Source organism: Sphingopyxis sp. (genome assembly GCF_036261875.1).
Classification (GTDB): Bacteria; Pseudomonadota; Alphaproteobacteria; order Sphingomonadales; family Sphingomonadaceae; genus Sphingopyxis.
Genome location: NZ_DATAJZ010000022.1, coordinates 75,342 through 101,627 on the forward strand (window position 1 = coordinate 75,342; position 26,286 = coordinate 101,627).

Consider the following 26,286-nt stretch of genomic DNA (forward strand, 5'->3'; position numbering starts at 1 on the left):
TATTATTTCATAAATCAACGATTGAAAGCGCCTCTACACGCCTATGCGGGCAGTTTCAACGATAGCTTCCTGCACATCCGCGCCAGCCGTTCGGCGAACAGCGCCTGCCCCGCAGCATCGCCGGCCAGATCCTGCCGCATCTCGATCCCCACGTAAGGAATGGCGTTCGCTTCGGCATGGCGATTCATCGTCGCGTTGAGCAGCTTGCCCGAATAGGGAAGCTGGTCGCCGACGATCAACCCCTCCGCCGCCAGCGCGGCAATCGCAGGCCCCGCAAGCCGGTCGTCTTCATTGTAGAGCACCCCGACCTGCCAAGGCCGCGTCTGGTCCGGGTCGCTCGCCAGCAAGGGTGTGAAGCTGTGCAGCGACAGGATCATTGCCGGGCGATGCGCCGCGATCACCCCGGCGATATGGTCGTGATAGGGGCGGAAGAAGCGCGCCAGCCGCGCTTCGTGCGCCTCCCGATCGAGCGCATTGCCGGGGATCGCGTGACCGTCGCTGGCGATCGGGATCGCGCCCGGCGCATCCTCGTCGCGGTTGCAGTCGACGACGAGCCGCGACACGCCGCCGAGGATCGCGGCATCGACCGCGCCCGCCTCGACCAGCAGCGCCGCCACCTCGGCGACGCCGATATCGATCGCGATATGGTTGGCGAGCAGCGCCGCCTCGATGCCGAGATCGATATCCTCCGGCACATGCGCCGAAGCATGATCGCCGATCAACAACACGCCGCCCGCGCGCGCTGTTCCCAACTGCCGCCACGCCTCGCTCATCTGAGCGCCCCCGCGAGGTGCCACCAGTGCGGGTGGCTCGCCGCGAGCCGCGCCGCCGCCGCATCGCGCTCGGCAGGCGCGTCGAACAACGCGAAGCAGGTTGCGCCCGATCCCGACATGCGCGCGAGCCAGGGTTTCAGCGCCCCCAGTTCGGTCAGGACATCGACAATCGCGGGGCATTGAGCGATCGCGGGGCGCTGCAAATCATTGCGCGAGGCAAAAAGCTGCGCGCGCAGATCGGCGCCGGTGAACAGGGGGCCGCGGTCGACGCCGTCCCACGCCGCGAACACCGGCCCCGTCGCGACCGGCTGGCGCGGATTGACGAGCAGGACCGGCGTTCCGCTCAGCGCGAGTTCCGGCGCCGCGCTCAATTGCTCGCCGACGCCGGTGCCGAGGCAGGTGGCGCTCGCGACACAAGCCGCGATATCGGCGCCGAGCGGCGCGACCAGCCGCGCCAGCGGCGCGTCGCCGATTTCGGGCAGGAAATGCCGCCGCACCAGCCGCGCCATCGCCGCGGCATCGGCCGATCCGCCGCCGATCCCCGCCGCCACGGGCAGGGTCTTGGTCAGCCGGATATCCAACGGCGGCACGCGGTCCGCGCCATGACGCGCGCGCATCAACGCCAGCACGCGCAGCACCAGATTGTCGGCGCCGTCCGACAGTCCCTCGGCAAATTCGCCATCGAGGATCAGCCGGTCGGCGCCCGCCACCTCGGCCGTGATTGCATCGCCCGCATCGACGAAAGCGAACAACGTCTCGATCTCGTGATAGCCGTCGGCGCGCCGCGCGCGGATATGCAGCGCCAGGTTGATCTTCGCCCAACCGGTTTCGCGCAGGATAGCCATCACGGCGCCGTCGTCGCGGTCGTCAGCCCATCGCGCAGCTTCGCCGCGAGCCGCGCCGCCATGTCGGCCTCGGCGAGCAGCGCCGCCGCGCGCCAGGTGTAACGCGCCTGAAACTTACGCCCCGCCTGCCAATAGGCATCGCCCAGATGCTCGACAATCACCGCATTGCCGGGATCTCCCGCCTGCGCCTTTTCGAGCAGCGGCACCGCATCGGCGGTGCGCCCGGTGAGGAAATAGGCCCAACCGAGCGAATCGGTGATCGCGGCGTCCTGCGGCTCGGCCTGCCACGCCGCCTCGATCCGCGCGAGCGCCTGCGCGACATTCTGGCGCCGCTCGATCGCCGAATAGCCCGCGAAGTTGAGCACCGCCGGATCATCGGGGCGCAGCGCGACCGCCTGCTCGATCAGCGCCGACGCGCCATCCCAATCATCGGCCAGCAATCGCAGTTCGGCGCGCGCAATCAGCAGATTCCCGCGCAAGGCGCGATCCTCGGGGCCCTCGCCCAGCGTCGCCTCGATTCCCGCATAAGCGCGCGCCGTGGCCTCGCGGTCTTCGGCGCGCCGCGCGATGTCCGCGAAGCGCGCGAACATGCTGCGCGCCGGAGAGGCCTTCACCGCCGCTTCGGCAAGCGCGGTCGCCCCCGCAAGCTCGCCCGCGTCGGCCATCAGTTCGGCGCGGCGCATCTGAAGCACCGGCGGGAGCGCCGTTCGGCCGCCTGCCAGCAGCGCCATGGCATCACGCTCCCGATCGCCGCGATCGAGCGATTCGACGAGCGCCGAACGCACCGCCCAATCACCATCGTCCAGCCAATAGGCGGCGCGGCCGAACAGCAGCGACAGTTTGGCGCTGCCGTTCGGCATCCGCGCAAAGCCGTCGCCGAGCAGCGCGAGCCAATGCGCCATCCCGCCGCGCGGCGTCGACACCGGCTGGTCGGGCAGCAGCAGCATTGGATCTTCGCGCCCACCCGCCGCCAGTGCGATCCGCCCGCGTAGCGCGTCGGCCGCCTCTGCTTCGCCCGCTGCGGCGAGCGTTGCGGCGAGGCGCAGCGCGACAAGCTGGCTCAGGCGGTCGGTCGGGGTCGTTTCAGCCGCCAGCGTCGCCGCCTCGGCCGGGCGCTTCGCCGCAAGCTGAACGAGCGCCGCTTCCAGTTCCAGCGCGGGTTCGGGGCGCCCCTTCCCCGCTGCGGCGAGCAGATGCCGCTCGGGCGCCTTTTCGCGCGCGCCGACATCGATCCAGCTCTGAAAGGTCGGAAGGATCAACCGGGTGATCGGATCGCCGCCGGCCTTGTCGGACCGGCCGTTCAGATAGTCGCGCGCGCCCTTCCAATCCGCACGCCGCATCGCATCGACGACAAGCACGAGCTGAGCGTCGAAACGCCGGTCGCCGCCCTGCCAGAGCCGGAGCGCGGCGCTGCGTGCGGCGGGCAGGTCGCCCGCTTGAATCGCCTGTTCGAGCATCCGGCCGCGCAGCCCGGGCAGCTCAGGCGCTGCGCTCGCGACGCGGGCCAGCGCCGTCAGGGCCGCGGCCGGATCGTTCGCTTCCTCGGCCAGCCGCGCATCCGCCAGCGCCGCGAGCGTGGCGCCATCGTCGACGGCCGCCTGCACGGGACCGGCGGCGGCAAGGGCGCCGACAGCGAAAATCAGGCGAACGGACTTACATATTGGGGTAATTGGGGCCTCCGCCGCCTTCGGGAGTGACCCAGTTGATATTCTGGGTCGGGTCCTTGATGTCGCAGGTCTTGCAGTGGACGCAATTCTGCGCGTTGATGACGAAGCGCGGATTGCCCTCGTCCTGCCCGACGACCTCGTAAACCCCCGCCGGGCAATAACGCTGCGCGGGCTCGTCATAGAGCGGCAGATTATATTCGATCGGGATCGACGGGTCCTTCAATTGCAGATGGACCGGCTGATCCTCCTCATGATTGGTGTTCGACAGGAACACCGAGGACAGGCGGTCGAAGGTCAGCACGCCATCGGGCTTCGGATAGTCGGGCTTCTTCATCTGGTCGGCACGATAGAGCGTCGTGTTGTCGGGGTGATGCTTCATCGTGAAGGGCACGCGGATGCCCAGCGTTTCGAGCCACATTGTCATGCCCGACAGGATCGTTCCGGCGAGGTCGCCGAACTTCTCGACCAGCGGCAGCACGTTGCGGACGATGCCGAGTTCCTTCTTCACCCAGCTTTCGTCATAGGCATCCTGATAGGCGGTCAGCACATCGCCCTCGCGCCCCGCGGTGACGGCGGCAAAGGCTGCCTCCGCCGCCATCATGCCCGATTTCATCGCCGTATGCGTGCCCTTGATGCGCGGCACGTTGAGAAATCCCGCGGTGTCGCCGATCAGCGCGCCGCCCGGAAAGGCGAGCTTCGGCACCGACTGCCAGCCGCCGTCGCTGATCGCGCGCGCGCCATAGGAGACGCGCTTGCCGCCCTTGAGAATCTTGGCGATCTCGGGATGCGTCTTCCACTTCTGCATCTCCTGAAAAGGGGAGATGTGCGGGTTGCGATAGTTGAGCCAGGTCACGAAGCCCAGCGCGACCTGCCCGTTCGCCTGATGATAGAGGAAGCCGCCGCCATTGGCATTCTCATCGAGCGGCCAGCCCTGCGTGTGGATGACGCGGCCCGGCGCATGGTTTTCGGAATCGATGTCCCACAGTTCCTTGACCCCGATGCCGTAAACCTGCGGCTCGCAATCGGCGTCGAGGGCGAATTGCGGCTTGAGCATCTTGGTGAGGTGCCCGCGCACGCCCTCGGCGAAGAAAGTGTATTTCGCATGAAGTTCGAGGCCGGGGGCATAGTCGGGCTTGTGGCTGCCGTCGCGCGCGATGCCCATGTCGCCGGTCGCGACGCCCTTCACCGATCCATCGTCATTATAGAGGATTTCGGCGGCCGCGAAACCGGGGAAGATTTCGACACCCAGCCCCTCGGCCTGCTCGGCCAGCCAGCGGCAGAGATTGCCGAGGCTGCCCGTGTAAGTGCCCTTGTTGTGCATGAAGCCGGGGGTAATGAAGTGCGGGACCCCGAACTTCTTCGCCTTGGTCAGCACCCAATGCTGATTGTCGTTCACCGGCACTTCGGCGAGCGGGCAACCCTGAACCCGCCACTCGGGGATCAGTTCGTCGAGCGATTTGGGGTCGATCACCGCCCCCGACAGGATATGCGCGCCGACTTCGGACCCCTTTTCGAGGATACAGACCGACAATTCGCTGCCCGCCTCGTTCGCCAGCTGTTTCAGCCGGATCGCCGCCGAAAGCCCCGCAGGCCCCGCCCCGACGATCACGACGTCATAGGGCATCGATTCCCGTTCGCTCACCGCAAGTACCTTTCTGCCGTCCCCGCGCGGGATCATTCATCGTGTCCCGCGCTCACTCTGTCACATATTGCGATGCCCGCCAATTGACGGCCCCGTCAACTGCCTGTTTGAAACAAAATCATGGGTGGGCGCAATTCAACCTTGCTGGCGACAAGCTATCACGACTGGTGGTCGCTGGCTGGAGTGGATTCGCTCGTCGGCGAAGCGCCGGCGGGCTGGCTCGACGTGCCGGTCGCCAATGACGTTGCGGCAAGGCCCAAACCGTCGCCGGTCGCCGAGCCCGAAGCCCCTCCGCTTCCTGCCGCGCTCCAGCGCCGCGAAGTGCCCGCCGAAGCCGCCCCCAAAGGCCCGGTCATCTTTCCGGACGACTGGAACACCTTCCAGACATGGCTGGCCGAAGGCCCCGACGTGCCGGGCAGCCAGTGGGACGCGCGCCGCGTGCTTCCCGCGGGGCAGGCCGAAGCGCCGCTGATGCTGCTCACCGCCTGGCCCGAGATCGACGACCAGCGCGACGCCACGCTCTTTTCCGGCCCCGCGGGCCAGCTTCTCGACGCGATGCTGCGCGCGATCGGAATGGCGCGCGCCGACTGCTATCTCGCCAGCCTTGCCGTCACGCGCCCGCCCGGCGGCCGCTGCGACGAGAAGGACAAGGGCGAGCTCGACCGGCTGCTCTGGCATCACCTCGGGCTCGCAAAGCCGCAGCGCCTGCTGCTGGTCGGTAGCGACGTCGTGCAGATGGCGGCGGGCCTGTCGCTTCCCGACGCGCGCGGAAGGTTACTCGATCTTAACCAAGATGGCGGCAAGATGGAGGCCGTGGCAGTCGCGCACCCCGCGATGCTGCTTGCCCGGCCCGCGCAAAAGGCGGCCGCCTGGGATAGCCTGAAACTGTTCAACCGGGGACGTTGACAGAGATGAAGATTATGACCGCAAAATTGCTCTCGGGCGCGCTTCTGGCCCTGGCTGCGACGGCCTCGCCCGCGCTCGCCGCCGATGCCGGGACGCCCGACCTGCTCGCCGCACCGCAGACGGTGCCCGACATTCTCTCCTCGAAACAGAAGCAGCTCTATACGCAGGTGCTCGCCGCGATCCGCGGCCAGCGCTGGGCCGAAGCGAAATCCTTGCTCGGCGACGACAACGGCCCGCTCGCCGATTTCCTGCGCGCCGAACTGCTCACCGCCGCGAACAGTCCGCGTGCCGAAGTCGCCGACATCATGCCGATCCTCGCGCGCTCGTCCGAACTGCCGCAGGCCGAACAGCTCGGCCGCCTCGCGACCAAGCGCGGTGCAACCGACATTCCCACGCTCCCCTATCAGAACCGCCTGAGCTGGTCGGGCACCGCGCCGCGCCGCGTCGGCGCCGACAGCGTCAGCGACCCGTTCGCCGCAGGGCTCGCGCGTTCGATCCCCGACCGGATCAAGAACGACGACCCGGCGGGCGCCGAATCGCTCTACATGGCGGTCGCCGACAAGCTGACGCCCGAGGCGCGCGACGAATGGCGGCAAAAAATCGCCTGGTCCTATTATATCGAGAATGACGATCAGAATGCGCTGCGCCTGTCGCAGGCCTGCACCGAAGGACGCGGCGCCTGGGCGACGCAGGCCGCGTGGGTGCAGGGGCTCGCCGCGTGGCGCCTGCGCGACTATCCGACCGCGCTCGTCTCGTTCGACCGCGTCGCGCGCGAAGCGCCCGACAGCGAACTGCGCGCCGCGGCTTATTATTGGGCGTCGCGCGCCGCGATCGCCTCGGGCCAGCCGCAGTCGGTGCAGGCGCGCCTGCGCGCCGCCGCGGCGAACGAGGAAACCCTTTATGGCCTGCTCGCCGCCGAAACGCTGGGCATCGAGACCGGCAGCCAGCGCGAGAATGTCCGTCCCGACCGCAGCGCCTGGCGCGCGCTCGAAGATCTGCCCAACGTCCGCGCCGCCATGGCGTTCGCCGAGATCGGCGAGGACGCCTATGCCGGCGAACTGCTGAAGCATCAGGCGCGCATCGGCAATCCGAACCAGCACGCCCAGCTCGCCGGCATGGCGCAGGCGCTCAGCCTTCCCGAAACCCAGCTCTATCTCGCGCACAACACGCCGCAAGGCCGCAAGCTCGCGACGGCGGCGCGCTATCCGCAGCCCAAATGGGAGCCCAATGGCGGCTGGCGCGTCGATCCGGCGCTCGTCTTTGCCCACACGCTCCAGGAATCGCGGTTCCAGCGCGCGGTCGTGAGCCCCGCGGGTGCGATGGGGCTGATGCAGGTGCGCCCCGGCACCGCATCCGACCTTGCGCGCTGGAACGGCGACGGCCGTGCGCCGGGCGACCTCAAGACGCCCGCGGTCAACATGGATTTCGGCCAGCGCTATCTCGAATATCTCAGCAAGGACGGCTCGACAGGCGGCCTGCTGCCCAAGGTGATCGCTGCCTATAACGCCGGACCCGCGCCGATCGCGCGCTGGCAGAGCGAGATTCGCGACAATGGCGACCCGCTGCTCTACATCGAATCGATCCCCTATTGGGAAACGCGCGGCTATGTCGGCACCGTCCTGCGCAATTACTGGATGTACGAAGCGCAGCAGGGCAAGCCGTCGGTCAGCCGCGCGGCGCTCGCGCAGGGCAAATGGCCGCGCTTCCCCGACAGCAAGGATCGCACCCGGCTGAGCTGGGCCGGCGGCCTCGCCGATGCCAATTGATGCCAGCCTGCCGTTCCGGCCGGTTCGCATTGCGATTCTGACGATTTCGGACAGCCGCAGCGCTACCGACGACAAATCGGGCGACAAGCTGGAGGCATTGCTGAGCGATGCGGGTCATATCCTTGCCGCGCGCGCGATCATCGGCGACGAAAGCGACCTGATCGTCTCGCGCCTCCTGGGCTGGATCGACGACCCGGACGTCGATGTCATCATCACCACCGGCGGCACCGGCCTCACCGGCCGCGACGTCACGCCGGAGGCGCTGCACCGCCTCGACGGCAAGGATATTCCCGGCTTCGGCGAATTGTTCCGCTGGCTGAGCTACCAGACGATCGGCACCTCGACGATCCAGTCGCGCGCCTGCGCGGTCGTCGCGCGCGGCACCTATATCTTCGCGCTCCCCGGCTCGACCGGCGCGGTGACCGACGCGTGGGAAGGCATATTGGCGACCCAGCTCGACAGTCGTCATCGTCCCTGCAACTTCGTCGAACTGATGCCGCGGTTGACCGAATAACCCCTCCCGCAAGCGGGAGGGGGAAGAAGTTTTTTTTGTTCTTTATATGTTCTCATCGGCGGAATATCCTCCCCCGATGGAATCGCCGAAACCCCTCCCCCCGATTGCGGGCCGCGGCGCCCCGACCAATCTCCGTCCGACCCGCACCGGCTCGCTGGATCGCGAGGCCGACGGCGACTGGCTCGACGCGGCCGAGGATATCGACGGCGCGCCGCCGCCGCTGCGAACGACGGTGACCGTCGAACATCCAAAGACGATCATCGCGCGTAACAGTTCGCCCGACATCGGCTTCGACCGCTCGATCAACCCCTATCGCGGCTGCGAGCATGGCTGCATCTATTGCTTCGCGCGGCCGACCCACGCCTTCCACGACCTGTCGCCCGGCCTCGATTTCGAAAGCCGGCTCTTCGCCAAGCCCGATGCCGCGAAACTGCTGCGGCAGGAACTGACGAAGCGCAATTACAAAGTCGCGCCGCTCGCGATCGGCACCAACACCGACGGCTATCAACCGATTGAGCGCGAATGGGGCATCACCCGCTCAGTCGTCGAAGTTCTGGCCGAAACGAAGCACCCGCTGCTCATCACCACCAAATCCGACCGGCTGCTCCGCGACATCGACCTGCTCGCGGCGATGGCGCGCGACGATCTGGTCGGGGTCGCGATTTCGGTGACGACGCTCGACGCGGCGCTCGCGCGCACGCTCGAACCCCGCGCGCCGCATCCGCGCCGCCGCCTCGCGGCGATCCGCAGCCTCATCAACGCCGGCGTACCGACGCAGGTCAACATCTCGCCGATTATCCCAGCGATCACCGATCACGAGATAGAGGCGATCATGGCCGCCGCCGCCGAGGCCGGGGCGATCCGCGCCTCCTACATAGTGATGCGCCTGCCCTACGAAGTCGCCCCGCTCTTCCGCGCCTGGCTTGCCGCCCACTATCCCGACCGCGCCGACAAGGTGATGCATATGGTTCAGGACATCCGTGGCGGCCGCGACAACGACCCCGGCTTCTTCACTCGCATGAAAGGCCAAGGCATCTGGCCGCAGCTCATCCGCCAGCGCGTCAAGCGCGCCGCGCGCGAACACGGCATGGACCGCCGCTTCCCACCGCTCCGCTGCGACCTGTTCCGGCCACCCGAGCGCGATGGGCAGATGGAGTTGTTCTGATCGACCGCCCAGCCAAAGCCGTCATTGCGAGCGAAGCGAAGCAATCTCCAGCTATCGTCCTGAATGAACGTGAGCTGGAGATTGCTTCGTCGCTATGCTCCTCGCAATGACGCTACGCCTCCACCAGCGACCGCAGCTTGTAATCCTTGTAATCGTCCCGAATCTGCCGCTTCAGGATTTTACCCGTCGCGGTGTGCGGCAGTTCGTCGACGAAAACGACCTCGTCGGGCAGCCACCATTTCGCGACCTTATCCTTGAGGTAATCGACGATGCCCGCCTCGCTCACCTCGGCGCCGGGCTTTTTCACGATCAGCAGGATCGGCCGCTCGTCCCACTTCGGGTGGAACACGCCGACCGCCGCTGCTTCCTGCACCCCCGGCGCGCCGACCGCGGCATTTTCGAGCTCGATCGACGAAATCCACTCGCCGCCCGACTTGATGACATCCTTCGCGCGATCGGTGATCTGCATGACGCCGTCTGGGTGGATTACCGACACGTCGCCGGTGTCGAACCAGCCGTCGGCGTCGGCAGCATCGGCATCGGCCTTGAAATAGCGCTGGATGATCCACGGTCCGCGGCATTGCAGGCGCCCGCTCGTCACGCCGTCGCGCGGCAGCACATGATCCTCGTCGTCGACGATGCGCAGTTCGACCCCGAACGGCGGGCAGCCCTGGTGGCAGATGACATCGACCTGCTCGTCGAAGCTCAGGCTGTCCCAGTTCCACGGGCGCCGGCCCATCGTCCCGATCGGGCTGGTTTCGGTCATGCCCCAGGCATGACCGACATAGACGCCCGCCTTCATGAAACGTTCGACCATCGCGCGCGGCGCCGCCGATCCTCCGATGTTGACCTGCTGGAGCGCGCCATAGCCGATGCCGGTTGCGTCCATATGCGCGAACATCGCGAGCCACACGGTCGGCACCCCCGCACTGTGCGTCACCCCCTCGGCGTGCATCAGGTCGCACAGCGCCTGCGCGTCGTTGGTTGCCGAAAAGACCATCTTCGCGCCCACGGTCGCCGCTGCGAAGGGAACGCCCCAGCTGTTCGCGTGGAACATCGGCACGATCGGCAGGATCACACTGCGGTTCGACAGGTCGAAAGCGTCGGGCTGAACCTCGGTAATCGCGTGCAGGACGTTCGAGCGATGCTCGTAGATCACGCCCTTGGGATTGCCCGTCGTGCCGCTGGTATAGCAAAGCCCGACCGGATCGCGCTCGTCGAGCTCCACCCAGGCGAAACTGCCGTCCTCGGCGGCGATCAGGTCGCGATAGGACAGATAGCCGTCCTGCGCGGGTGCATCGAACAGGACGAAATACTCGACGCTCTTCAATTCGGGCCTAAGCCGCTCGATGATCGGCAGGAAAGCCGCGTCGAGGAACAGCACCCGGTCCTCGGCATGGTTGATGATATAGACGAGTTGCTCGTCGAACAGCCGCGGATTGACGGTGTGCAGAACCCCGCCCATCCCCGCGGTCCCGTACCAGCTCACCAGATGATGACCGTGGTTCATCGCCAACGTCGCGATGCGATCGCCCTTCTTCATGCCCAGCTTCACCATCGCAGCCGCGAAGCGGCGCGCATCACTGCCCACCTCGCCCCACGTCGATCGCGTCACGCTGCCGTCGGCCCAGCGCGAGATGATCTCGCGCGCGGCATGCTCGCGCGCCGCGTGGTCGATCAGGCTCGTGACGAGCAGCGGCTGGCCCTGCATTCCCATTTCAGACATCCCTCGATTATCGTTGCACCTCAGGGATAGGGCTGAAAATGCGAGCGATGCAAGGGTGAAGCGGGCTAACGAACCCTGAAATCGCGCGGCGCGACGAGTGCAAGCGCAGCGTCGGTTACACCCGCAACCATTTCAAGGCGCGAGACGGTGTCGGGGCCAAGCGCGAAACGGCTCCCGAGTTCGATCCGGATGTCGTCGTCGGTGAGCGGATCGCGGGTCGCGATGATCACCTTGCCACGCGCATCCTCGCGCCGTTCGAGCAGCCCCGCAATCTCCGCCACCGCGTCGGCCAGCTCGACCCGGCATGTCAGTTGCAGCGCCGCGGTCGCGGCGATGTCCGCCAGCGACTGCGCCCCGCGCACGGTCACCCGCGGCGTCTCTTCCCCTTCGAGCAGGTCGAGCTCGACCGACAGGATCGCGCAGCCCCCTTCGGCCGCCAGCGCTTCCAGCACCTTGCCCGCCTGCTCGTCGAAACAGCTCGACTGGAACTGCCCGCTGCGGTCCGACAGCGTCAGGTTGAGAAAGCGGTTGCCGCGCTGCGACACGCGCGCGCGCGCGCTTTCGACCATCGCCGCCATCAGCATCGGGATGCGCGTTCCCGGCGTCATTTCGACATTTTCGCAAATGTCGCCATAGCTGCGCGCGCCGCGCGCCTGAACGATCGCCTCATATTGCTCGACCGGGTGCGCCGAGAAATAGAAACCGAACGCTTCCTTCTCGCGCGTCATCCGCTCGGCGAGCGTCCACGGCTCGGCGGCTGGAAGCTGGAGCGCGGGCGCGATCGCGATGTCGCCGCCGAAAAGCCCGCCCTGCCCCGTCGAGCGCTCGTGCGCCGAACTGTTCGCGCAGGCGAGCAGCGCCTCGGCCCCGGCAAAGGCGCGCGGCCGGTCGGGCTCGACACAGTCGAAGGCGCCGCCCCCCGCCAGCGCCTCGATCTGGCGGCGGTTGAGCTGCTTGGGATCGATGCGGCTCGCGAAATCGTCGAGGCTGGCGAATTCGCCCTTGGCATGGCGCTCGGCGACGAGCACCTCCATCGCCTTTTCGCCGACGCCCTTCAGCGCGCCGAGGGCATAGCGCACCGCGAGCCCCTCCTCGCCCCCTCCTTCCACCGCACGCCCGACCGAGAAATCGGCCTCGCTGTCGTTGATCGACGGCGGCGCGACCGCAATGTCCAGCCGGCGCATATCGTCGATGAAGATCGACAATTTGTCGGTCTGGTGGCTGTCGAACGACATCGACGCCGCGAAAAATTCGTGCGGATAATGCGCCTTCAGCCACGCGGTCTGATAGGACAGCAGCGCATAGGCCGCGGCATGGCTCTTGTTGAAGCCGTATCCCGCGAACTTGTCGATCAAGTCGAACAGCTCGTTCGCGGTCTTCGCGTCGATCTTGTTATGTTCGCCGCAGCCCGCAACGAAAGTCTCGCGCTGCGCGTCCATCTCGGCCTGGATCTTCTTGCCCATCGCGCGGCGCAACAGGTCGGCGCCGCCGAGGCTGTAGCCGGCGAGAATCTGCGCCGCCTGCATCACCTGTTCCTGATAGACGAAGATGCCATAGGTTTCGGCGAGGATGCCCTCAAGCAGCGGGTGCGGATAGGCGATCGGCTCGCGCCCGTTCTTGCGCGCGCCGAACAGCGGAATATTGTCCATCGGGCCGGGGCGATAGAGCGCGACGAGCGCGATGATGTCGCCGAAATTGGTCGGCTTCACCGCCGACAGCGTGCGCCGCATCCCTTCGGATTCCAACTGGAACACCCCGACCGTCTCGCCGCGCTGGAGCAGGGCATAGACTTCCTCGTCGTCCCACGCGAGCTGGTCGAGATCGACATCGACCCCCCGCAGCGCGAGCAGCCGCCGCGCTTCCTTGAGCACCGACAGTGTCTTGAGGCCGAGAAAGTCGAATTTCACCAGCCCTGCCGTCTCGACATATTTCATGTCGAACTGCGTCACCGGCATGTCCGAACGCGGGTCGCGATAAAGCGGGACGAGCTGGTCGAGCGGCCGGTCGCCGATCACGACGCCCGCGGCGTGGGTCGAGCTGTGCCGCGGCAGGCCTTCGAGCTGGCGCGCCATGTCGAACAGGCGGCGGACGCCATCGTCCTGCTTATATTCGGTCATCAGCTCGGATACGCCGTTCAGCGCGCGTTCGAGCGTCCAGGGGTCGGTCGGATGGTTCGGCACCAGCTTCGCGAGCCGGTCGACCTGACCATAGCTCATCTGGAGCACGCGGCCGGTGTCCTTCAGAACCGCGCGCGCCTTCAGCTTTCCGAAGGTGATGATCTGCGCGACGGTGTCGCGGCCGTATTTCTCCTGCACATAGCGGATCACCTCGCCGCGCCGCGTTTCGCAGAAGTCGATGTCGAAGTCGGGCATCGACACGCGCTCGGGGTTTAGGAACCGCTCGAACAGCAGGCCGAGCTTGAGCGGATCGAGATCGGTGATCGTCAGCGCCCAGGCGACGACGCTCCCCGCGCCCGAACCGCGCCCCGGCCCCACCGGAATATCGTGCGCCTTCGCCCATTTGATGAAGTCGGCGACGATCAGGAAGTAGCCGGGGAACCCCATCTGGGTGATGACCCCGACCTCGAAATCGAGCCGCTCGACATAGGCCTGCCGCTCCTCCGCGCTCAATTCGGGATATAGCGCGAGCCGCGCCTCCAGCCCCGCGCGGGCATCGGCCGCGAGCTGCGCCGCCTCGCCTTCGCGGTCGCCCGCGAGGCTGGGCAGGATCGGCGCGCGCTTCGGCGCCATGAAGGCGCAGCGCTGCGCGACGACCAGCGTGTTGCGGATCGCCTCGGGCAGGTCGGAAAAGGCATCCTCCATCGCCTCGGCGGGCTTCAGCCACGCCTCGGGGCTCGACACCCGGCGATCCTCGCTTTCGACATAAGCCGATTGCGCGATGCACAGCATCGCATCGTGCGCGGGGTGGAATTGCGGTTCGACGAAATTGGCGGGGTTGGTGGCGACGAGCGGCAGCGCCCGCGCATAGGCCATGTCGATCAGCGCCTCCTCGGCCGCCGTCTCGGTCGCGTCGCCGCGTCGCGACAGCTCGATATAGAGCCGTCCGCCGAACAGCGCCTCCAACTGCTCGACATAATCGTCCGCCGCGCTCTTCTGCTCCCCCGCGAGCAGTCGCGCGAGCGCCCCCTCGCCGCCGCCGGTCAGACAGAGCAGCCCATCGGTGCGGCCCGCGAGGTCGGAGAGCGCGACATGCGGCTCCTGCTCGACCGGCCGCCCGAGATGCGCGTGCGAGACGAGCGCGCAGAGATTGTTGTAGCCCGCATCGTCCTGCGCATAGAGCGCGAGCCAGTCGACCATCGGCGCGCCGTTCGCAAGCCGCTGCCCCGGCCGCGCGACGCTCAGCAGCGCGCCGATGACCGGCTGCACCCCCGCCGCCTTGCACGCTTCACCAAACGCCATGACGCCATAAAGCCCGTTGCGATCGGCAACCGCGATCGCCGGAAACCCTCGCTCGCGCGCGGCCTTGGCAATGGCTTTCGGATCGATCGCCCCTTCCAGCATGGTGAAACTGGAAAAGACGCGCAGGGGAACGAAGGGGCTGTAGGCCATTTGGTTACGCTAACGTGACGACGGCGATTCGACCATGGTCTCGATTCACAAAATCGTCATTGCGGTGAGGCCCGGACTTGATCCGGGGCGACGCGGCAATCCAGAGCTGCGCTCGACCGCTCTGAATTGCTTCGTTTCGCTCGCAATGACAAATGCGAATGTGATAGAGTAGAGTCCCGACGCGCTTAACGTTGCGCACCCTTGTTTTTACCCCACAAAAAGGGATGCCCGCGTTCGGGCGCCTCGCCTAGATTCCGTAGCCGTGTCGCGCGCCGTTCATCTTGAGCAGCGCGCCAGGACAGGCCGAAAATCGAGGGGTGCTCATGACGATTTCACGCGTGGCTTTCACCTGTTTGGCGATCATCCTTTCGATTGGTACGGCGCATGCTCAGCAACAGGATTGGCGCACCTGTGCCGTCGAAATATGTTCCAAGGGCGAATGCGACGGGCCGAACTCCAACCTGATCGTTGTCGCCCCGGCTGACTTTGCCGATCCGGGCTTCGGCGGTGAGGCGGTCATGATGCAACAATTGAGCGCCCTGTCGGAACGACTCTATCCGACAGCGCAAGGGTGGTCGCGCAACATCAAATGTGATCACAGATACAGCGAGAAGGCTGCGCTGGATTTGGCCAAAGCGCATATTCAGCTCGCCCAGGCACCACCCGCGAGCCGCGAGATCAAGATCGCCAACCCGTTCGATGTCTGGGCCTATACGGCTTCTCCAACCGCATCGAACAATGCAACATCTTCGTCTTCTCCAGCGAATACGCCCAAACCCGCGACGGGAACGGGAGCACCGACCGGATCCGTTGCCGGCGAACCGATGAATTTTATGATGTGGGTGCAGCTTCGCGAGCCGATCAATGGCATGAATGCCGCCTGCTTCCACGCAATCAAGCGCAAGCCGGCACCCGAGGGCTATCGGGGAAGTTCACCAACGCTGAAGAACGCCCTGCCCATCATCAAGAGCTATTTCCCACTGATGCTCCAACAGTGCCGTCGATACGGCACACCTGTTAGCGAGAATGTGGAATTCGCAACGGACGACATATCCCCGGCCGCGAAGCGTGCACAGATGCAGGCTGATGTTGAACGGTGGCGGAAGCAGGGATTCCCCGAAGTGTATATTTCAAACTGAGTTCGCGGCCTCCCTAACCCAGCAATTCCTCAATCTCTTTCCGCAGCAACTCAGGCTTCGTCGTCGGCGCGTGGCGCGACACGGTCTTGCCGTCGCGACCCACCAGGAATTTGGTGAAATTCCACTTGATCCCGCTGCCGAGCAGACCGGTCTTTTCCTCTTTCAGATGTTTGAAGATCGGATCGGCGTCCGATCCGTTGACGTCGATCTTCGCCATCACCGGAAAGGTCACGTCATAGGTCAGCGAACAGAAATTCGCGATCTCCGCCGCATCGCCCGGCTCCTGCGCGCCGAACTGGTTGCAGGGGAAAGCCAGCACCTCGAACCCGCGATCCTTATAATCGCGATAGAGTTCTTCCAGCCCCTCATATTGCGGGGTGAAGCCGCATTTCGACGCGGTGTTGACGATCAGCAGCACCTTGCCGCGATAATCGGCCAAGGATTGCGACCCGCCGCCGGGAAGCTTCGCCGAAAGATCGTAGAGAGTCATTTGCCGTCTCCTCTTTTCATTCCCTCCCTCTTGAGGGAGGGGTTTTCGGGGAAGCCTACCCCTCTATCCGCCCCTCGTGCAAGCGCAGCACGCGGTCCATCTTCGCCGCCAGCCGCTCGTTGTGCGTCGCGACCAGCGCCGCCGAGCCATGGTCGCGCACCAGCTTGACGAACTGGTCGAACACGCGGTCGGCGGTCGCTTCGTCGAGATTGCCCGTCGGCTCGTCCGCGAGCACCAGCAAAGGCCGGTTCGCGAGCGCGCGCGCCACCGCAACGCGCTGCTGCTCGCCGCCCGACAGCTTGCTCGGCTTGTGATGCAGCCGCTCGGCGAGCCCCAGCCGCCCAAGCAGATCGGTCGCGCGTTCCTCGGCCTCCGCCTGCCCCGCGCCGCGGATCAATTGCGGCAGCACAACATTCTCGATCGCGGTGAAATCGGGGAGCAGATGATGGAACTGATAAACAAAACCGATCTTCTCGCGCCGCGTCTTCGTGCGCGCGCCCTGGTCGAAGCGCGTGACATCCTCGCCGTCGATGCGGATCGTGCCGTCGAATCCGCCTTCGAGCAGGCCGACGGCTTGCAGCATCGTCGACTTGCCCGACCCCGACGGCCCGAGCAGCGCGACGATCTCACCGCGGCGAAGATTTGCGTCGATCCCGCGCAGCACCTCGATGGTGACGTCGCCCTGCGTGAAGCTGCGCTTGAGCCCGGTGAGTTCGAGGAGAACGTCACTCATAGCGGAGCACCTGCACCGGATCGGTGTTCGCCGCCTTATAGGCCGGATAGAGCGTCGCAAGGAAGCTGAACACGATCGTCATCACCGCGATCCCGGCGATTTCGAACGGGTCGGGTTTCGAGGGCAGCTCGGTCAGGAAGCGGATCGACGGATCCCACAGCGACTGCCCGGTGATGATCTCGAACCCGCGCAGGACATTCTGGCGGAAGAAAAGCAGGCCGAAACCGATCGCCATGCCCATCAGCGTTCCCGCGACCCCGATCGCCAGCCCGATCGCGATGAAGATGCGCATCACCGAATCGCGCGATGCCCCCATCGTCCGCAATATCGCCATGTCGCGCATCTTGGCGCGCACCAGCATGATCAGCGACGAGATGATGTTGAACGCCGCGACCAGGATGATCAGCGACAGGATGATGAACATCGCGACGCGCTCGATCGACAGCGCCTCGAACAGGCTCGCGTTCATCGATCGCCAGTCGGATATCACCGCCTTCGCCGCGACCTTTTCGGCCAGCGGCTGGAGGATGTCGCCGACATGGTCGGGGTCGGTCACCTTGACCTCGATCATCCCGATCTGGTCGCCGCTGAGCAGCAGAAGCTGCGCATCCTCCATCGGCATCACGACATAGGCCTTGTCGAAATCATAGACGCCGATCTCGAAGATCGCCGACACGCGATAGGCGATTTCGCGCGGCACCGTGCCGAAGGGGGTCGAGCGCCCCTGCGGGTTGATAATCGTCACCGTCGACCCGACCGTCGCCCCCAGATTGCGCGCCAGCTCGCTGCCGAGCGCGACATTGCCCGAACCCGGGGTGAGCGAATTGAGACTGCCCTGCAGCACCTTGTCGCCCAGCACGTCGTTCTTGCGGATGTCGGGCACGGTCATGCCGCGCACCAGCACCCCCTCGACGCGCCCGCTGAACGTCACGAGCAGCGGCTGTTCGATCAGCGGCGTCGCCGATGTGACGCCCGGCGTCGCCTTCGCCTGCTTCAGCACATCCTGCCAATCGTCGATCCGCCCGCCGAAGCCCTGCACCACCGCATGGCCGTTCAGCCCGACGATCTTGTCGAACAGGTCGGACCGGACGCCGTTCATCACGCTCATCACGATCACCAGCGCCGCGACCCCCAGCGTCACCGCGATGAAGCTGAACGCCGCGGCGACGAAGATGAAGCCTTCGCCGCGCTGGGGGAGCAGGTAGCGTTTGAAGATGGCGCGTTCATACGCACGCAGGATCATGGGGCGAGCGGCCTTTTTGGCGCAATGCGCGGTGCGGTCATGGCCTCGCTTTAGGCAGCGGCGGCGATACTGGCAATGGGGCGACGCGTCGTCCTGTTGCGAACGATTCGCATAATATGTTGCCCATCGGCCACAGGCCGGGCCAAAAGAAACGCGGCAGGCGTGCCGAAGGGTGACAAATCCCCCCCTTGGCCCTAGCCCACACTCTCTGGTTCAACGCGGCCCAAAGGCCCGGCTCCAGGGAGTGCAGGCTCTTCGCCGGGTCTGCGCACAAGGGGGATGGCGAGTGTTCGTCACAGGCGCCCGGGTCTCGCGAGAGGCCCGGGCGTTGTGATTCGGGTGGCGGCGCAGCAGATGTCAGCTTTGAAGTGGGAAGCGGCCCCTTCCTAATTTTCGTCATTCCCGCGAAAGCGGGAACCCAGAGCGTGCGTCGGCTGACCCCACTCTGGGTTCCCGCTTTCGCGGGAATGACAAAGATTAAGAGATGCTGAGCGCGACTTTCAGACTCTCGTCATCCCGGACTTGATCCGGGATCCATTCAACCAGCGCTGAGAGAATGGATCCCGGATCAAGTCCGGGATGACGATATAAGGTAGGTCAGCTTCCCGGTCGTCAGCCGACGTTCGTCGACCTACCCCTCGCTCTCGCTGATATCCTCGAGCATATCGGTATCGAGCACGCGCACCCGCCCCTGCTCCAGCGAGATCAAGCCCGATTCCTCCCAACTGCGAAGCTGGCGGTTGATATGCTCGCGGCTCATCCCCGCAAAATTGCCGAGTTCGGTCTGGCTCAATTCGACGCGATGCGTCGTCTCCGCCGCATCCTTGCGGATCAGCCGCTTGAGATAGCGCGCAAGCCGCGGGCCCGAGGCATAGGCGCGGTCGCTCTCGATCGTCTGGTCGGCGGTGCGCAGCCGCCGCGCGAGCTGCTGCATCAGCGACCAGGTGAATTCGGGGTGACTCGCCGAAAAATCCTTGAGCGCATTGCGACCGAGTTGAAGCGCGCTCCCCGCGCTGGTCGCGGTCACCGACGCGGTGCGCTCCCCGCCGTCAAGCAGCGCAATCTCGCCAAGCACGGCGCCGGGCTCGGCATAAGCAAGGACGATCTCGCGCCCGCCCGCGGTCAGCATCGACACGCGCGCTGTGCCCTCGGTCAGAATCAGCATCATGTCGCCGGGATCGCCCTGGACGAGCAATTCCTTGCCCTTGGCAAAGCTGATCTGCACCGACCGGCTCGCAATCTCCGCCCAATTCTCGACGGTCAGGCCCGAGAATATGCTGTCGGGGCCCTGCAGTGCAGCGAGTTTCGCGTGATCCATGCCCCTGTCATCCCTTTGCTTTTGCGTTAGACGAGCCGGCTCTGCTTCACCGCGGCTTCGATGAATCCCTTGAACAGCGGGTGCGGATCAAAGGGTCTGGATTTGAGCTCGGGGTGAAACTGCACCCCGATGAACCACGGATGGTCCGGCCGCTCGACGATTTCGGGCAGCATGCCATCGGGCGACATGCCTGAAAAGACCAGACCGCCTTTTTCGAGCGCTTCGCGATACGCTCCGTTAACCTCATAACGGTGCCGGTGGCGCTCGCTGATGTCGGTCGCGCCATAGATGCTCGCGACATGGCTGTTCGGCGACAGCTTCGCGTCATAGGCGCCAAGCCGCATCGTGCCGCCCATATCGGTGTTCGCGCCGCGCTGCTGCAGGCCCTCGGCGCTCATCCATTCGGTGATCAGGCCGACGACGGGCTCGTCGGTCGCGCCGAACTCAGTGCTCGACGCCTTGGCGATCCCGCTCGTGTTCCGCGCACCCTCGATGCACGCCATCTGCATCCCCAGACAGATGCCGAGAAACGGCACCCCCTGTTCGCGCGCGAAGCGGACGCTCGCGATCTTGCCTTCCGACCCGCGCTCGCCGAAGCCGCCGGGCACAAGAATGCCGTGCATCGGCTCCAGCTTGGCCGCGAGGTCGCCTTCCTCGAACATTTCGGCGTCGAGCCAGCGGATGTTGACCTTGACCCGGTTCGCCATGCCGCCATGCGCCAGCGCCTCGTTGAGCGATTTATAGGCGTCGGGAAGCGAGACATATTTGCCGACGACGCCGATCGTGACCTCACCCTCGGGGTGCTGCTTGCGGTCCATGATGTCGTACCAGGCGGTCAGGTCGGGTTCGGGAGCGTCGTGGATGCCGAAAGCGCGCAGCACCTCCGAATCGAGCCCCTCGCCATGATATTGTACCGGCACCGAATAGATCGAATCGGCGTCGAGCGCCGGAATCACCGCTTCCTTCCGCACATTGCAGAATTGCGCGATCTTCGCGCGCTCGCCCTCGGGCAGCGGCTTTTCGCAGCGGCAAAGCAGCACGTCGGGCTGAACGCCCAGCGAGGCAAGCTCGCGCACGCTATGCTGGGTCGGCTTGGTCTTCAGCTCGCCCGCGGCGGCGATATAGGGCACCAAAGTGACGTGGACGGACAGCGTATTCTCGCGCCCCTCCTCGTTGCGGAGCTGGCGGATCGCCTCAATGAAGGGCAGCGATTCGATGTCGCCGACGGTGCCGCCGATCTCGCACAGCACGAAATCGAGGTCGTCGGTCTCGGCGCGGGCAAAGGCCTTGATCGCGTCGGTGACGTGCGGAACCACCTGTACCGTCGCGCCCAGATAGTCGCCGCGGCGTTCCTTGGTGATGATCTGCTGATAGATGCGGCCCGAGGTGACATTGTCGCTCTGCCGCGCCGCGACGCCGGTGAAGCGTTCGTAATGGCCGAGGTCGAGGTCGGTCTCGGCCCCGTCGTCGGTCACATAGACCTCGCCGTGCTGATAGGGCGACATCGTCCCCGGATCGACGTTCAGATAGGGATCGAACTTCCGGATGCGGACGCGATAGCCCCGCGCCTGCAACAGTGCCGCAAGGCTAGCCGCCATCAAACCTTTGCCAAGGGAGGAGACCACGCCGCCGGTGATAAAAATGAACCGCGCCATGGGAGGAAAGACTTACTCAACAGGAGGGGGACGGCGCAAGCCGTCGAATCGCCCGACGCGGAAATTTTTCCGCCGCCGCGCGCGAAGCCGGAAAGCCGAGGCCTTCCGGTATTTTACAGACTTATTTCTTGGCGGGCGCTTCGGTCGGGGCCGGAACCGCCTTCTGGCTGGCCGCGGCGGATGCGGCGGCGAGCGGATCGTCCGAAGCGGGAGCGCTCTGGGCCGGGGCGTTCTGCGCCGCGCCGGTCAGCGACGAGGCGGGCGCGCCGCTGCTCTGCTGCGCCGTCTTCGACAGCGAGGTATCGATCGTCGAACCGCCGGCTCCGCCCACCGAGGCCAGCGCCGCGAGAACGATCGACAGACCAACGAACAAGGTCGCGAGCACCGTGGTCGCCCGGGTCATGAAATCCGCCGCACCGCGCGCCGAGAGCAGCCCCGCGGGACTGCCGCCGACCCCCAGGCCGCCGCCTTCCGACTTCTGCATCAGAATGACGCCGATCATCACCGCGGCGATCAGCGCCTGGACGACGAGCAGGAAGGTGAAGAGACTGGACATCTATATTTCCCGGAACTTGCATGGCCCCATACGGACCACGCCCGCGGCGCACATAGAGACGAAGCGGCGGGGGTTCAAGCCATACGTCGCCCCCGCGAAGGCGCGGGCCGCTGGCAACCTTGCGCAAGGCCGATGGCGGCCCCCGCTTTCGCGGGGGCGACGATCAGAGACTGGCCGCCGCTTCGACGATCGGCACGAACTTCGCCGCGGTCAGGCTGGCGCCGCCGACGAGCGCGCCGTCGACGTCGCCTGCCCCCAGCAACTCGGCGGCATTGTCGCCATTCACCGACCCGCCGTAGAGTAGACGCATGACGCTCGCGGCTTCGCTGCCGGCCTGTTCGTTCAGCTTCGCCCGGATCGCGCCGTGCATGTCGGCGACATCGGCGACCGTCGGCACCAGCCCGGTGCCGATCGCCCAGATCGGTTCATAAGCGACGGCAAGCCGCGCCGGATCGAATTCGCCGGGCAGCGATCCCGCAACCTGCGCCAGCACATAGGGGATCGCCCCGCCCGATTCGCGCACCGCACGCGGCTCGCCGACGCACAGGATCACCGACAGCCCCGCCGCCAGCGCGGCCTCAGCTTTGGCACGGACGTCGGTGTCGCTTTCGCCGAACCCCTCGCGCCGCTCGCTATGCCCGACGATGACGAGGTGCGCGCCCGCATCGGCCAGCATCGGCGCCGCGACCGATCCGGTAAAGGCACCCGAGGCCGATGCATGGCAATCCTGCCCCCCGACCGCCGCGCCGGGCACCGCGGCAACCATCGCGCCGATCAGCGTGAAGGGCGGGCAGAGCGCGACATCTACTGAAGAATGTGCTTCGGCGGCGGCGAAAATCGCCTTCGCCTCGTCGAGCGCGGCTATCAGCCCGTTCATCTTCCAATTGCCGACCACATATTTGCGCCGCGTCATCGCCCATTCCCCTGTTCATCGATCCGATCGTTTCCCCTAGCGGCGCAGAAGCCGCGAAGGCAAGCCGGTCACGCGCGCTCGCACTTTCCCGCCTTGATGCGCTCTCCCGTCCCGCCTAAAGCAGCGCGCGACCGCGCACGTCCGCGCCTGCCGAAAGACTGACCGCTTCATGATCACGAACCTCCGCAACCTTTTCAGTTCGACGATCGGCAAGTTCCTCGCGCTCGCCTTCATCGTCCTGATCGGCATATTGTTCGCGCTGGGCGACGTGACCGGCAACGCCTCGTTCGGCGGCCTTGGCGGCGCCAATGTCGCCAAGGTCGGCGATCGCGAGATCGGCCTCGGCGAGCTGCGCGACCGCGTGCGCCAGTCGTATAATCAGGCGCGCGAGCAGCAGCCGGGCCTTACCATGGCGGCCTTCGTCGAGGGCGGCGGGCTCGATCAGGTGCTCGGCCAACTCGTCGACGGTCTGGCCTTCGATCAATTTGCGACCAAGATCGGCTTCAGCGTCAGCAAGCGCCAGATCGACGGCCGTATCGCGGACATTCCGGCCTTTTCGGGCGTGTCGGGCAAGTTCGACCAAAAGACGTTCGAGAATTTCCTGCGTCAGAACGGCATGACCGAAGCGCAACTCCGCCAGGAGCTCAGGCAGCAGCTCATGCTCGAACAGATCGGTATTCCGATTGGGACGATTCCTCGCGTCTCGCCCGGCGTGGCGCGCCCTTATGCGGCGCTTCTGCTCGAACAGCGGCAGGGCCAGGCGACCTTCATCCCGGCAAGCGCCTTCGCGCCGGCCGGCGACCCCGGCGACGCCACGCTCAAGACCTTTCTGAAACAAAATGCCTCGAAATTCACGGTGCCCGAGCGCCGCGTGGTGCAATATGCGCTGTTCGACCGCAGCGCCGTGCCTGTCCCCGCGGTTAGCGACGCCGAGATCGCCAAGGCCTACAAGGACAACGCCGCGCAATATGCCGCAAGCGAGACGCGCCGCTTCGCGCAGGTGATCGCCCCCGATCAGGCGACTGCGAACGCCATCGCCGCGAAGGTCCGCGGCGGCGCATCGCTCGCCGCCGCTGCGCAGGCCGCGGGGCTTTCGGCCTCGACGACCGGCGAACTGACGCAATCGGCCTACGCCGCCACGACCAGCGACGCGATCGCCAAGACCGCTTTCACGGCAAAGCAGGGCGAGCTTCTCGGCCCGGTCCAGTCGGGCCTCGGCTGGGTCGTCGCGCGCGTCGAAGGCGTCACCGCCAAGCCCGCCCGCGACCTCGCCGCCGCGACGCCCGAGATTCGCGTCGAACTGAGCAAGAACAAGGCGAACGAGGCGATCGTCGATTATTACAACGCGATCCAGGACGCGGTGAACAGCGGCGCCTCGATCGAGGAGATCGCCGCCGACCGCAAGCTCAAGGTCGAGGAAACCCCCGCCCTGCTCCCCAGCGGCCGCGCGCCGGGCACCCCGGGCTTCGCGCTCGCCCCCGAATATGCGCCGATGATCGGCGGCGCCTTCCAGACCAGCGGCGAAGGCGAAGCGCAGCTCGCGACACTGGTCGAGAATGAGAAATTCGCCGTCTATTCGGTGAAGTCGATCGTCGCCGCGGCGCCGCCGCCCTTCGCGCAGATTCGCGGCGACCTGCTCAGCGAATGGCGCTTTGCCGAGGGGCAGAAGGTCGCCCGCGACAAGGCGCGCGCGATCGTCAAGGCGGTCGAAGGCGGCAAGAGCCTGGCCGAAGCCGCGAAAGCCTCCGGGCCCAACGCCGGCGTCCAGACGATCGGCGGCCGCCGCGCCGAGCTCGGCCAGGACGGCAAGCCGGTTCCGCCCGAACTCGCACTGCTCTTCTCTATGGCGAAGGGCAGCGTCAAGACGCTCGAAATCCCCGGCAATCGCGGCTGGATGGTGATCGCGCTGACCCAGGTCGACCGCCCCGATCCGAAAGCGATCGATCCCGCCCGCGTCGATGCGATCGCGCAGCCGCTCGCTCCCGCTTTCGGCAACGAGCTGGTCGAGCAATTCGCCGGCGAGGCGAAGCGCCGCATCGGGGTGAAGATCAACAAGGATCTGCTCGAACAGCTTCGCAAGGAACTGACCGGCGCGACGCCGGTCGCCGAATAGTGGCGCTCGAAGGCAGGGCTGCGGCGCTCGAAGCGCTCGCGGGCGGCCGCGGCGCGGTCGTCTGGCAGCGGCTGATTGCCGATATCGAGACCCCCGTTTCGGCCGCGCTTAAACTGATCGAGCCAGGCCGTGGCGACTGGGTGCTCGAATCGGTCGAAAGCGGCGAGACGCGCGGGCGCTACAGTCTGATCGGGCTCGACCCCGACCTGCTGTTCGAGGCGACTGGCGATGCCGCGCGGATCAACCGCGACTGGCGGCACGACAAACACGCCTTCAACCCGCTCGAAACCGGCGCGCTGCAGGCGCTGCGCGACCTCGTCGCCGAATGCCGCTTCGACGTGCCGGAGGGGCTGCCGAAGGCGCTCGCGACGCTCGTCGGCTTCTTCGCCTATGAAACCATCGGTCTCGTCGAGCGCATCCCGCGCGCGCCGGGCGCCGGGCTCGGCCTGCCCGACATGGTGTTCGTCCGCCCGACGACGATCCTCGTCTTCGACCGTCTCGCCGACGAATTGTTCCTGATCGCGCCGATCTGGCCCGACGCGGGCGCGCCGATCGACCGGATGATCGACGCCGCGGCCGACCGCCTCGACGCCATCGCCGCGCGCCTCGCAACCGCCAGCGCCCACGGCGAGCGCGCCGGCACCGAGACGCTGCCCGCCGACATCGCCGCGATCCCCGCGACGACGCCCGAGCGCTTTGCCGAGATGGTCGCCACGGCAAAGGATTATATCGCCGCCGGCGACATTTTTCAGGTCGTGCTGTCGCAGCGCTTCTCGACTCCGTTCGACCTGCCGCCCTTCGACCTCTACCGCGCGCTCCGCCGCATCAACCCGTCGCCTTTCCTCTATTTCCTCGATCTGCCGGGCTTCGCGATCATCGGCTCGTCGCCCGAAATCCTCGTGCGCGTCCGCGACGGCGAGATCACCATCCGCCCGATCGCCGGCACCCGCCCGCGCGGCAAGACAAGCGCGGAAGATGTCGAGAATCGCGAATCTTTGCTCGCCGACCCCAAGGAGCGCGCCGAGCATCTGATGCTGCTCGACCTCGGCCGCAACGACGTCGGCCGCGCCGCGACCGGCGGCAGCGTCACGGTGACCGACAGCTATACGGTCGAATTTTACAGCCACGTCATGCACATTGTGTCGAACGTCATCGGCCGAATCGCGCCCGACAGGGATGCGATCGACGCGCTGTTCGCGGGCTTCCCGGCGGGCACCGTCAGCGGCGCGCCTAAAGTGCGCGCCTGCCAGATCATCGCCGAGTTGGAGGTCGACGCGCGCGGGCCTTATGCGGGCGGCGTCGGCTATTTCGCCCCCGACGGCAATATGGACAGCTGCATCGTGCTGCGCACCGCGATCGTCAAGGATGGCGAAATGCACGTCCAGGCCGGTGCCGGCATCGTCGCCGACAGCGAAGCCGCCTATGAGCAGCGCGAATGCGAGGCCAAGGCGGGGGCGCTGTTCGCGGCGGCGCGCGAAGCGGTGCGCATCGCGGGCCAAGCAGACTACGGGCAATAGCTTGACCCGGTGCCGGCGAGCGCTAGCTTCGTCGCC

Annotated in this window: 20 protein-coding genes; 7 read left to right on the top strand and 13 right to left on the bottom strand. The window is 66.3% G+C overall.

Going from position 1 to position 26,286, the window contains the following annotated elements:
- Nucleotides 1-41: 41 nt before the first annotated feature.
- The 4 genes from VHO04_RS09665 to VHO04_RS09680 are packed head-to-tail and all read right to left on the bottom strand — an operon-like array spanning nucleotide 42 to nucleotide 4,927.
- A complete protein-coding gene (locus tag VHO04_RS09665; protein WP_329628125.1) occupies nucleotides 42-773 on the bottom strand; it encodes an N-formylglutamate amidohydrolase in 732 nt (243 codons plus the stop codon).
- Complete coding sequence (locus tag VHO04_RS09670; protein ID WP_329628126.1) at nucleotides 770-1,618, bottom strand: 4-(cytidine 5'-diphospho)-2-C-methyl-D-erythritol kinase; 849 nt, start codon at nucleotides 1,616-1,618, stop codon at nucleotides 770-772. The genes VHO04_RS09665 and VHO04_RS09670 overlap by 4 nt, the downstream gene beginning before the upstream one ends.
- Nucleotides 1,618-3,222, bottom strand: a complete 1,605-nt coding sequence (locus tag VHO04_RS09675; protein ID WP_329628127.1) for a hypothetical protein — start codon at nucleotides 3,220-3,222, stop codon at nucleotides 1,618-1,620. The genes VHO04_RS09670 and VHO04_RS09675 overlap by 1 nt, the downstream gene beginning before the upstream one ends.
- Nucleotides 3,223-3,271: 49 nt before the next feature.
- Nucleotides 3,272-4,927: an electron transfer flavoprotein-ubiquinone oxidoreductase gene (locus tag VHO04_RS09680; RefSeq protein ID WP_329628128.1), complete on the bottom strand. Its 1,656-nt coding sequence runs from the start codon at nucleotides 4,925-4,927 to the stop codon at nucleotides 3,272-3,274.
- Nucleotides 4,928-5,047: 120 nt separating this feature from the next.
- Here VHO04_RS09680 and VHO04_RS09685 point away from each other — a divergent pair, with 120 nt between their 5' ends.
- The 4 genes from VHO04_RS09685 to VHO04_RS09700 all read left to right on the top strand — a co-directional run bounded on the left by VHO04_RS09685 (nucleotide 5,048) and on the right by VHO04_RS09700 (nucleotide 9,278).
- Nucleotides 5,048-5,833, top strand: coding sequence for a uracil-DNA glycosylase family protein (locus VHO04_RS09685; RefSeq protein WP_329628129.1), 786 nt, complete (start codon nucleotides 5,048-5,050; stop codon nucleotides 5,831-5,833).
- Between the two features lie 14 nt (nucleotides 5,834-5,847).
- Nucleotides 5,848-7,599, top strand: a complete 1,752-nt coding sequence (locus VHO04_RS09690) for a lytic transglycosylase domain-containing protein (RefSeq protein ID WP_329628130.1) — start codon at nucleotides 5,848-5,850, stop codon at nucleotides 7,597-7,599.
- Nucleotides 7,589-8,113 (top strand): molybdenum cofactor biosynthesis protein B, encoded by a 525-nt coding sequence (moaB, locus tag VHO04_RS09695; RefSeq protein ID WP_329628131.1) that lies wholly within the window; start codon nucleotides 7,589-7,591, stop codon nucleotides 8,111-8,113. Before VHO04_RS09690 ends, moaB begins: the two co-directional genes overlap by 11 nt.
- A gap of 76 nt (nucleotides 8,114-8,189) precedes the next feature.
- Nucleotides 8,190-9,278: a PA0069 family radical SAM protein gene (locus tag VHO04_RS09700; protein ID WP_329628132.1), complete on the top strand. Its 1,089-nt coding sequence runs from the start codon at nucleotides 8,190-8,192 to the stop codon at nucleotides 9,276-9,278.
- A gap of 112 nt (nucleotides 9,279-9,390) precedes the next feature.
- Here VHO04_RS09700 and VHO04_RS09705 read toward each other — a convergent pair whose 3' ends face one another.
- Together VHO04_RS09705 and dnaE are read right to left on the bottom strand one after the other, a co-directional pair.
- Nucleotides 9,391-10,995: a long-chain fatty acid--CoA ligase gene (locus VHO04_RS09705; protein WP_329628253.1), complete on the bottom strand. Its 1,605-nt coding sequence runs from the start codon at nucleotides 10,993-10,995 to the stop codon at nucleotides 9,391-9,393.
- Between the two features lie 74 nt (nucleotides 10,996-11,069).
- A complete protein-coding gene (dnaE, locus tag VHO04_RS09710) occupies nucleotides 11,070-14,573 on the bottom strand; it encodes a DNA polymerase III subunit alpha (protein WP_329628133.1) in 3,504 nt (1,167 codons plus the stop codon).
- A 323-nt stretch (nucleotides 14,574-14,896) separates the two neighbouring features.
- Here dnaE and VHO04_RS09715 point away from each other — a divergent pair, with 323 nt between their 5' ends.
- Nucleotides 14,897-15,712, top strand: a complete 816-nt coding sequence (locus tag VHO04_RS09715) for a hypothetical protein (RefSeq protein ID WP_329628134.1) — start codon at nucleotides 14,897-14,899, stop codon at nucleotides 15,710-15,712.
- A 13-nt stretch (nucleotides 15,713-15,725) separates the two neighbouring features.
- Here the strand turns inward: VHO04_RS09715 and VHO04_RS09720 are convergent, their stop codons facing one another.
- The 7 genes from VHO04_RS09720 to tpiA all read right to left on the bottom strand — a co-directional run bounded on the left by VHO04_RS09720 (nucleotide 15,726) and on the right by tpiA (nucleotide 22,620).
- Complete coding sequence (locus VHO04_RS09720) at nucleotides 15,726-16,202, bottom strand: glutathione peroxidase (RefSeq protein ID WP_329628135.1); 477 nt, start codon at nucleotides 16,200-16,202, stop codon at nucleotides 15,726-15,728.
- Between the two features lie 55 nt (nucleotides 16,203-16,257).
- Nucleotides 16,258-16,935: an ABC transporter ATP-binding protein gene (locus tag VHO04_RS09725; protein WP_329628136.1), complete on the bottom strand. Its 678-nt coding sequence runs from the start codon at nucleotides 16,933-16,935 to the stop codon at nucleotides 16,258-16,260.
- Entirely contained in the window at nucleotides 16,928-18,178 is a 1,251-nt protein-coding gene (locus VHO04_RS09730) for a lipoprotein-releasing ABC transporter permease subunit (protein ID WP_329628137.1), read from the bottom strand. The genes VHO04_RS09725 and VHO04_RS09730 overlap by 8 nt, the downstream gene beginning before the upstream one ends.
- Before the next feature lie 631 nt (nucleotides 18,179-18,809).
- Nucleotides 18,810-19,496 (bottom strand): Crp/Fnr family transcriptional regulator, encoded by a 687-nt coding sequence (locus tag VHO04_RS09735; protein WP_329628138.1) that lies wholly within the window; start codon nucleotides 19,494-19,496, stop codon nucleotides 18,810-18,812.
- 26 nt (nucleotides 19,497-19,522) lie between these two features.
- The gene (locus VHO04_RS09740) at nucleotides 19,523-21,151 is read right to left on the bottom strand and encodes a CTP synthase (RefSeq protein WP_329628139.1); all 1,629 of its coding nucleotides are present in this window, start codon (nucleotides 21,149-21,151) and stop codon (nucleotides 19,523-19,525) included.
- Between the two features lie 121 nt (nucleotides 21,152-21,272).
- On the bottom strand, nucleotides 21,273-21,707 hold the full coding sequence (secG, locus tag VHO04_RS09745) for a preprotein translocase subunit SecG (RefSeq protein ID WP_329628140.1): 435 nt from the start codon (nucleotides 21,705-21,707) through the stop codon (nucleotides 21,273-21,275).
- Nucleotides 21,708-21,870: 163 nt separating this feature from the next.
- Nucleotides 21,871-22,620, bottom strand: coding sequence for a triose-phosphate isomerase (tpiA, locus tag VHO04_RS09750; RefSeq protein ID WP_329628141.1), 750 nt, complete (start codon nucleotides 22,618-22,620; stop codon nucleotides 21,871-21,873).
- A gap of 169 nt (nucleotides 22,621-22,789) precedes the next feature.
- Here tpiA and VHO04_RS09755 point away from each other — a divergent pair, with 169 nt between their 5' ends.
- Nucleotides 22,790-24,733, top strand: a complete 1,944-nt coding sequence (locus VHO04_RS09755) for a SurA N-terminal domain-containing protein (protein WP_329628142.1) — start codon at nucleotides 22,790-22,792, stop codon at nucleotides 24,731-24,733.
- A complete protein-coding gene (locus VHO04_RS09760; protein ID WP_329628143.1) occupies nucleotides 24,733-26,250 on the top strand; it encodes an anthranilate synthase component I family protein in 1,518 nt (505 codons plus the stop codon). Before VHO04_RS09755 ends, VHO04_RS09760 begins: the two co-directional genes overlap by 1 nt.
- The last annotated feature ends 36 nt before the right edge of the window (nucleotides 26,251-26,286 follow it).

What these genes read in the sequence shown, in the direction of transcription:
- VHO04_RS09700 (WP_329628132.1), top strand. Translation starts at nt 8,190, where the DNA reads ATGGAATCGCCGAAACCCCTCCCCCCGATTGCGGGCCGCGGCGCCCCG.
- VHO04_RS09665 (WP_329628125.1), bottom strand. Translation starts at nt 773, where the DNA reads ATGAGCGAGGCGTGGCGGCAGTTGGGAACAGCGCGCGCGGGCGGCGTG.
- VHO04_RS09685 (WP_329628129.1), top strand. Translation starts at nt 5,048, where the DNA reads ATGGGTGGGCGCAATTCAACCTTGCTGGCGACAAGCTATCACGACTGG.
- VHO04_RS09725 (WP_329628136.1), bottom strand. Translation starts at nt 16,935, where the DNA reads ATGAGTGACGTTCTCCTCGAACTCACCGGGCTCAAGCGCAGCTTCACG.
- moaB (WP_329628131.1), top strand. Translation starts at nt 7,589, where the DNA reads ATGCCAATTGATGCCAGCCTGCCGTTCCGGCCGGTTCGCATTGCGATT.
- tpiA (WP_329628141.1), bottom strand. Translation starts at nt 22,620, where the DNA reads ATGACGCGGCGCAAATATGTGGTCGGCAATTGGAAGATGAACGGGCTG.
- dnaE (WP_329628133.1), bottom strand. Translation starts at nt 14,573, where the DNA reads ATGGCCTACAGCCCCTTCGTTCCCCTGCGCGTCTTTTCCAGTTTCACC.
- VHO04_RS09755 (WP_329628142.1), top strand. Translation starts at nt 22,790, where the DNA reads ATGATCACGAACCTCCGCAACCTTTTCAGTTCGACGATCGGCAAGTTC.
- VHO04_RS09715 (WP_329628134.1), top strand. Translation starts at nt 14,897, where the DNA reads ATGACGATTTCACGCGTGGCTTTCACCTGTTTGGCGATCATCCTTTCG.
- VHO04_RS09670 (WP_329628126.1), bottom strand. Translation starts at nt 1,618, where the DNA reads ATGGCTATCCTGCGCGAAACCGGTTGGGCGAAGATCAACCTGGCGCTG.
- VHO04_RS09730 (WP_329628137.1), bottom strand. Translation starts at nt 18,178, where the DNA reads ATGATCCTGCGTGCGTATGAACGCGCCATCTTCAAACGCTACCTGCTC.
- VHO04_RS09735 (WP_329628138.1), bottom strand. Translation starts at nt 19,496, where the DNA reads ATGGATCACGCGAAACTCGCTGCACTGCAGGGCCCCGACAGCATATTC.
- VHO04_RS09690 (WP_329628130.1), top strand. Translation starts at nt 5,848, where the DNA reads ATGACCGCAAAATTGCTCTCGGGCGCGCTTCTGGCCCTGGCTGCGACG.
- VHO04_RS09720 (WP_329628135.1), bottom strand. Translation starts at nt 16,202, where the DNA reads ATGACTCTCTACGATCTTTCGGCGAAGCTTCCCGGCGGCGGGTCGCAA.
- secG (WP_329628140.1), bottom strand. Translation starts at nt 21,707, where the DNA reads ATGTCCAGTCTCTTCACCTTCCTGCTCGTCGTCCAGGCGCTGATCGCC.
- VHO04_RS09740 (WP_329628139.1), bottom strand. Translation starts at nt 21,151, where the DNA reads ATGGCGCGGTTCATTTTTATCACCGGCGGCGTGGTCTCCTCCCTTGGC.
- VHO04_RS09705 (WP_329628253.1), bottom strand. Translation starts at nt 10,995, where the DNA reads ATGGGAATGCAGGGCCAGCCGCTGCTCGTCACGAGCCTGATCGACCAC.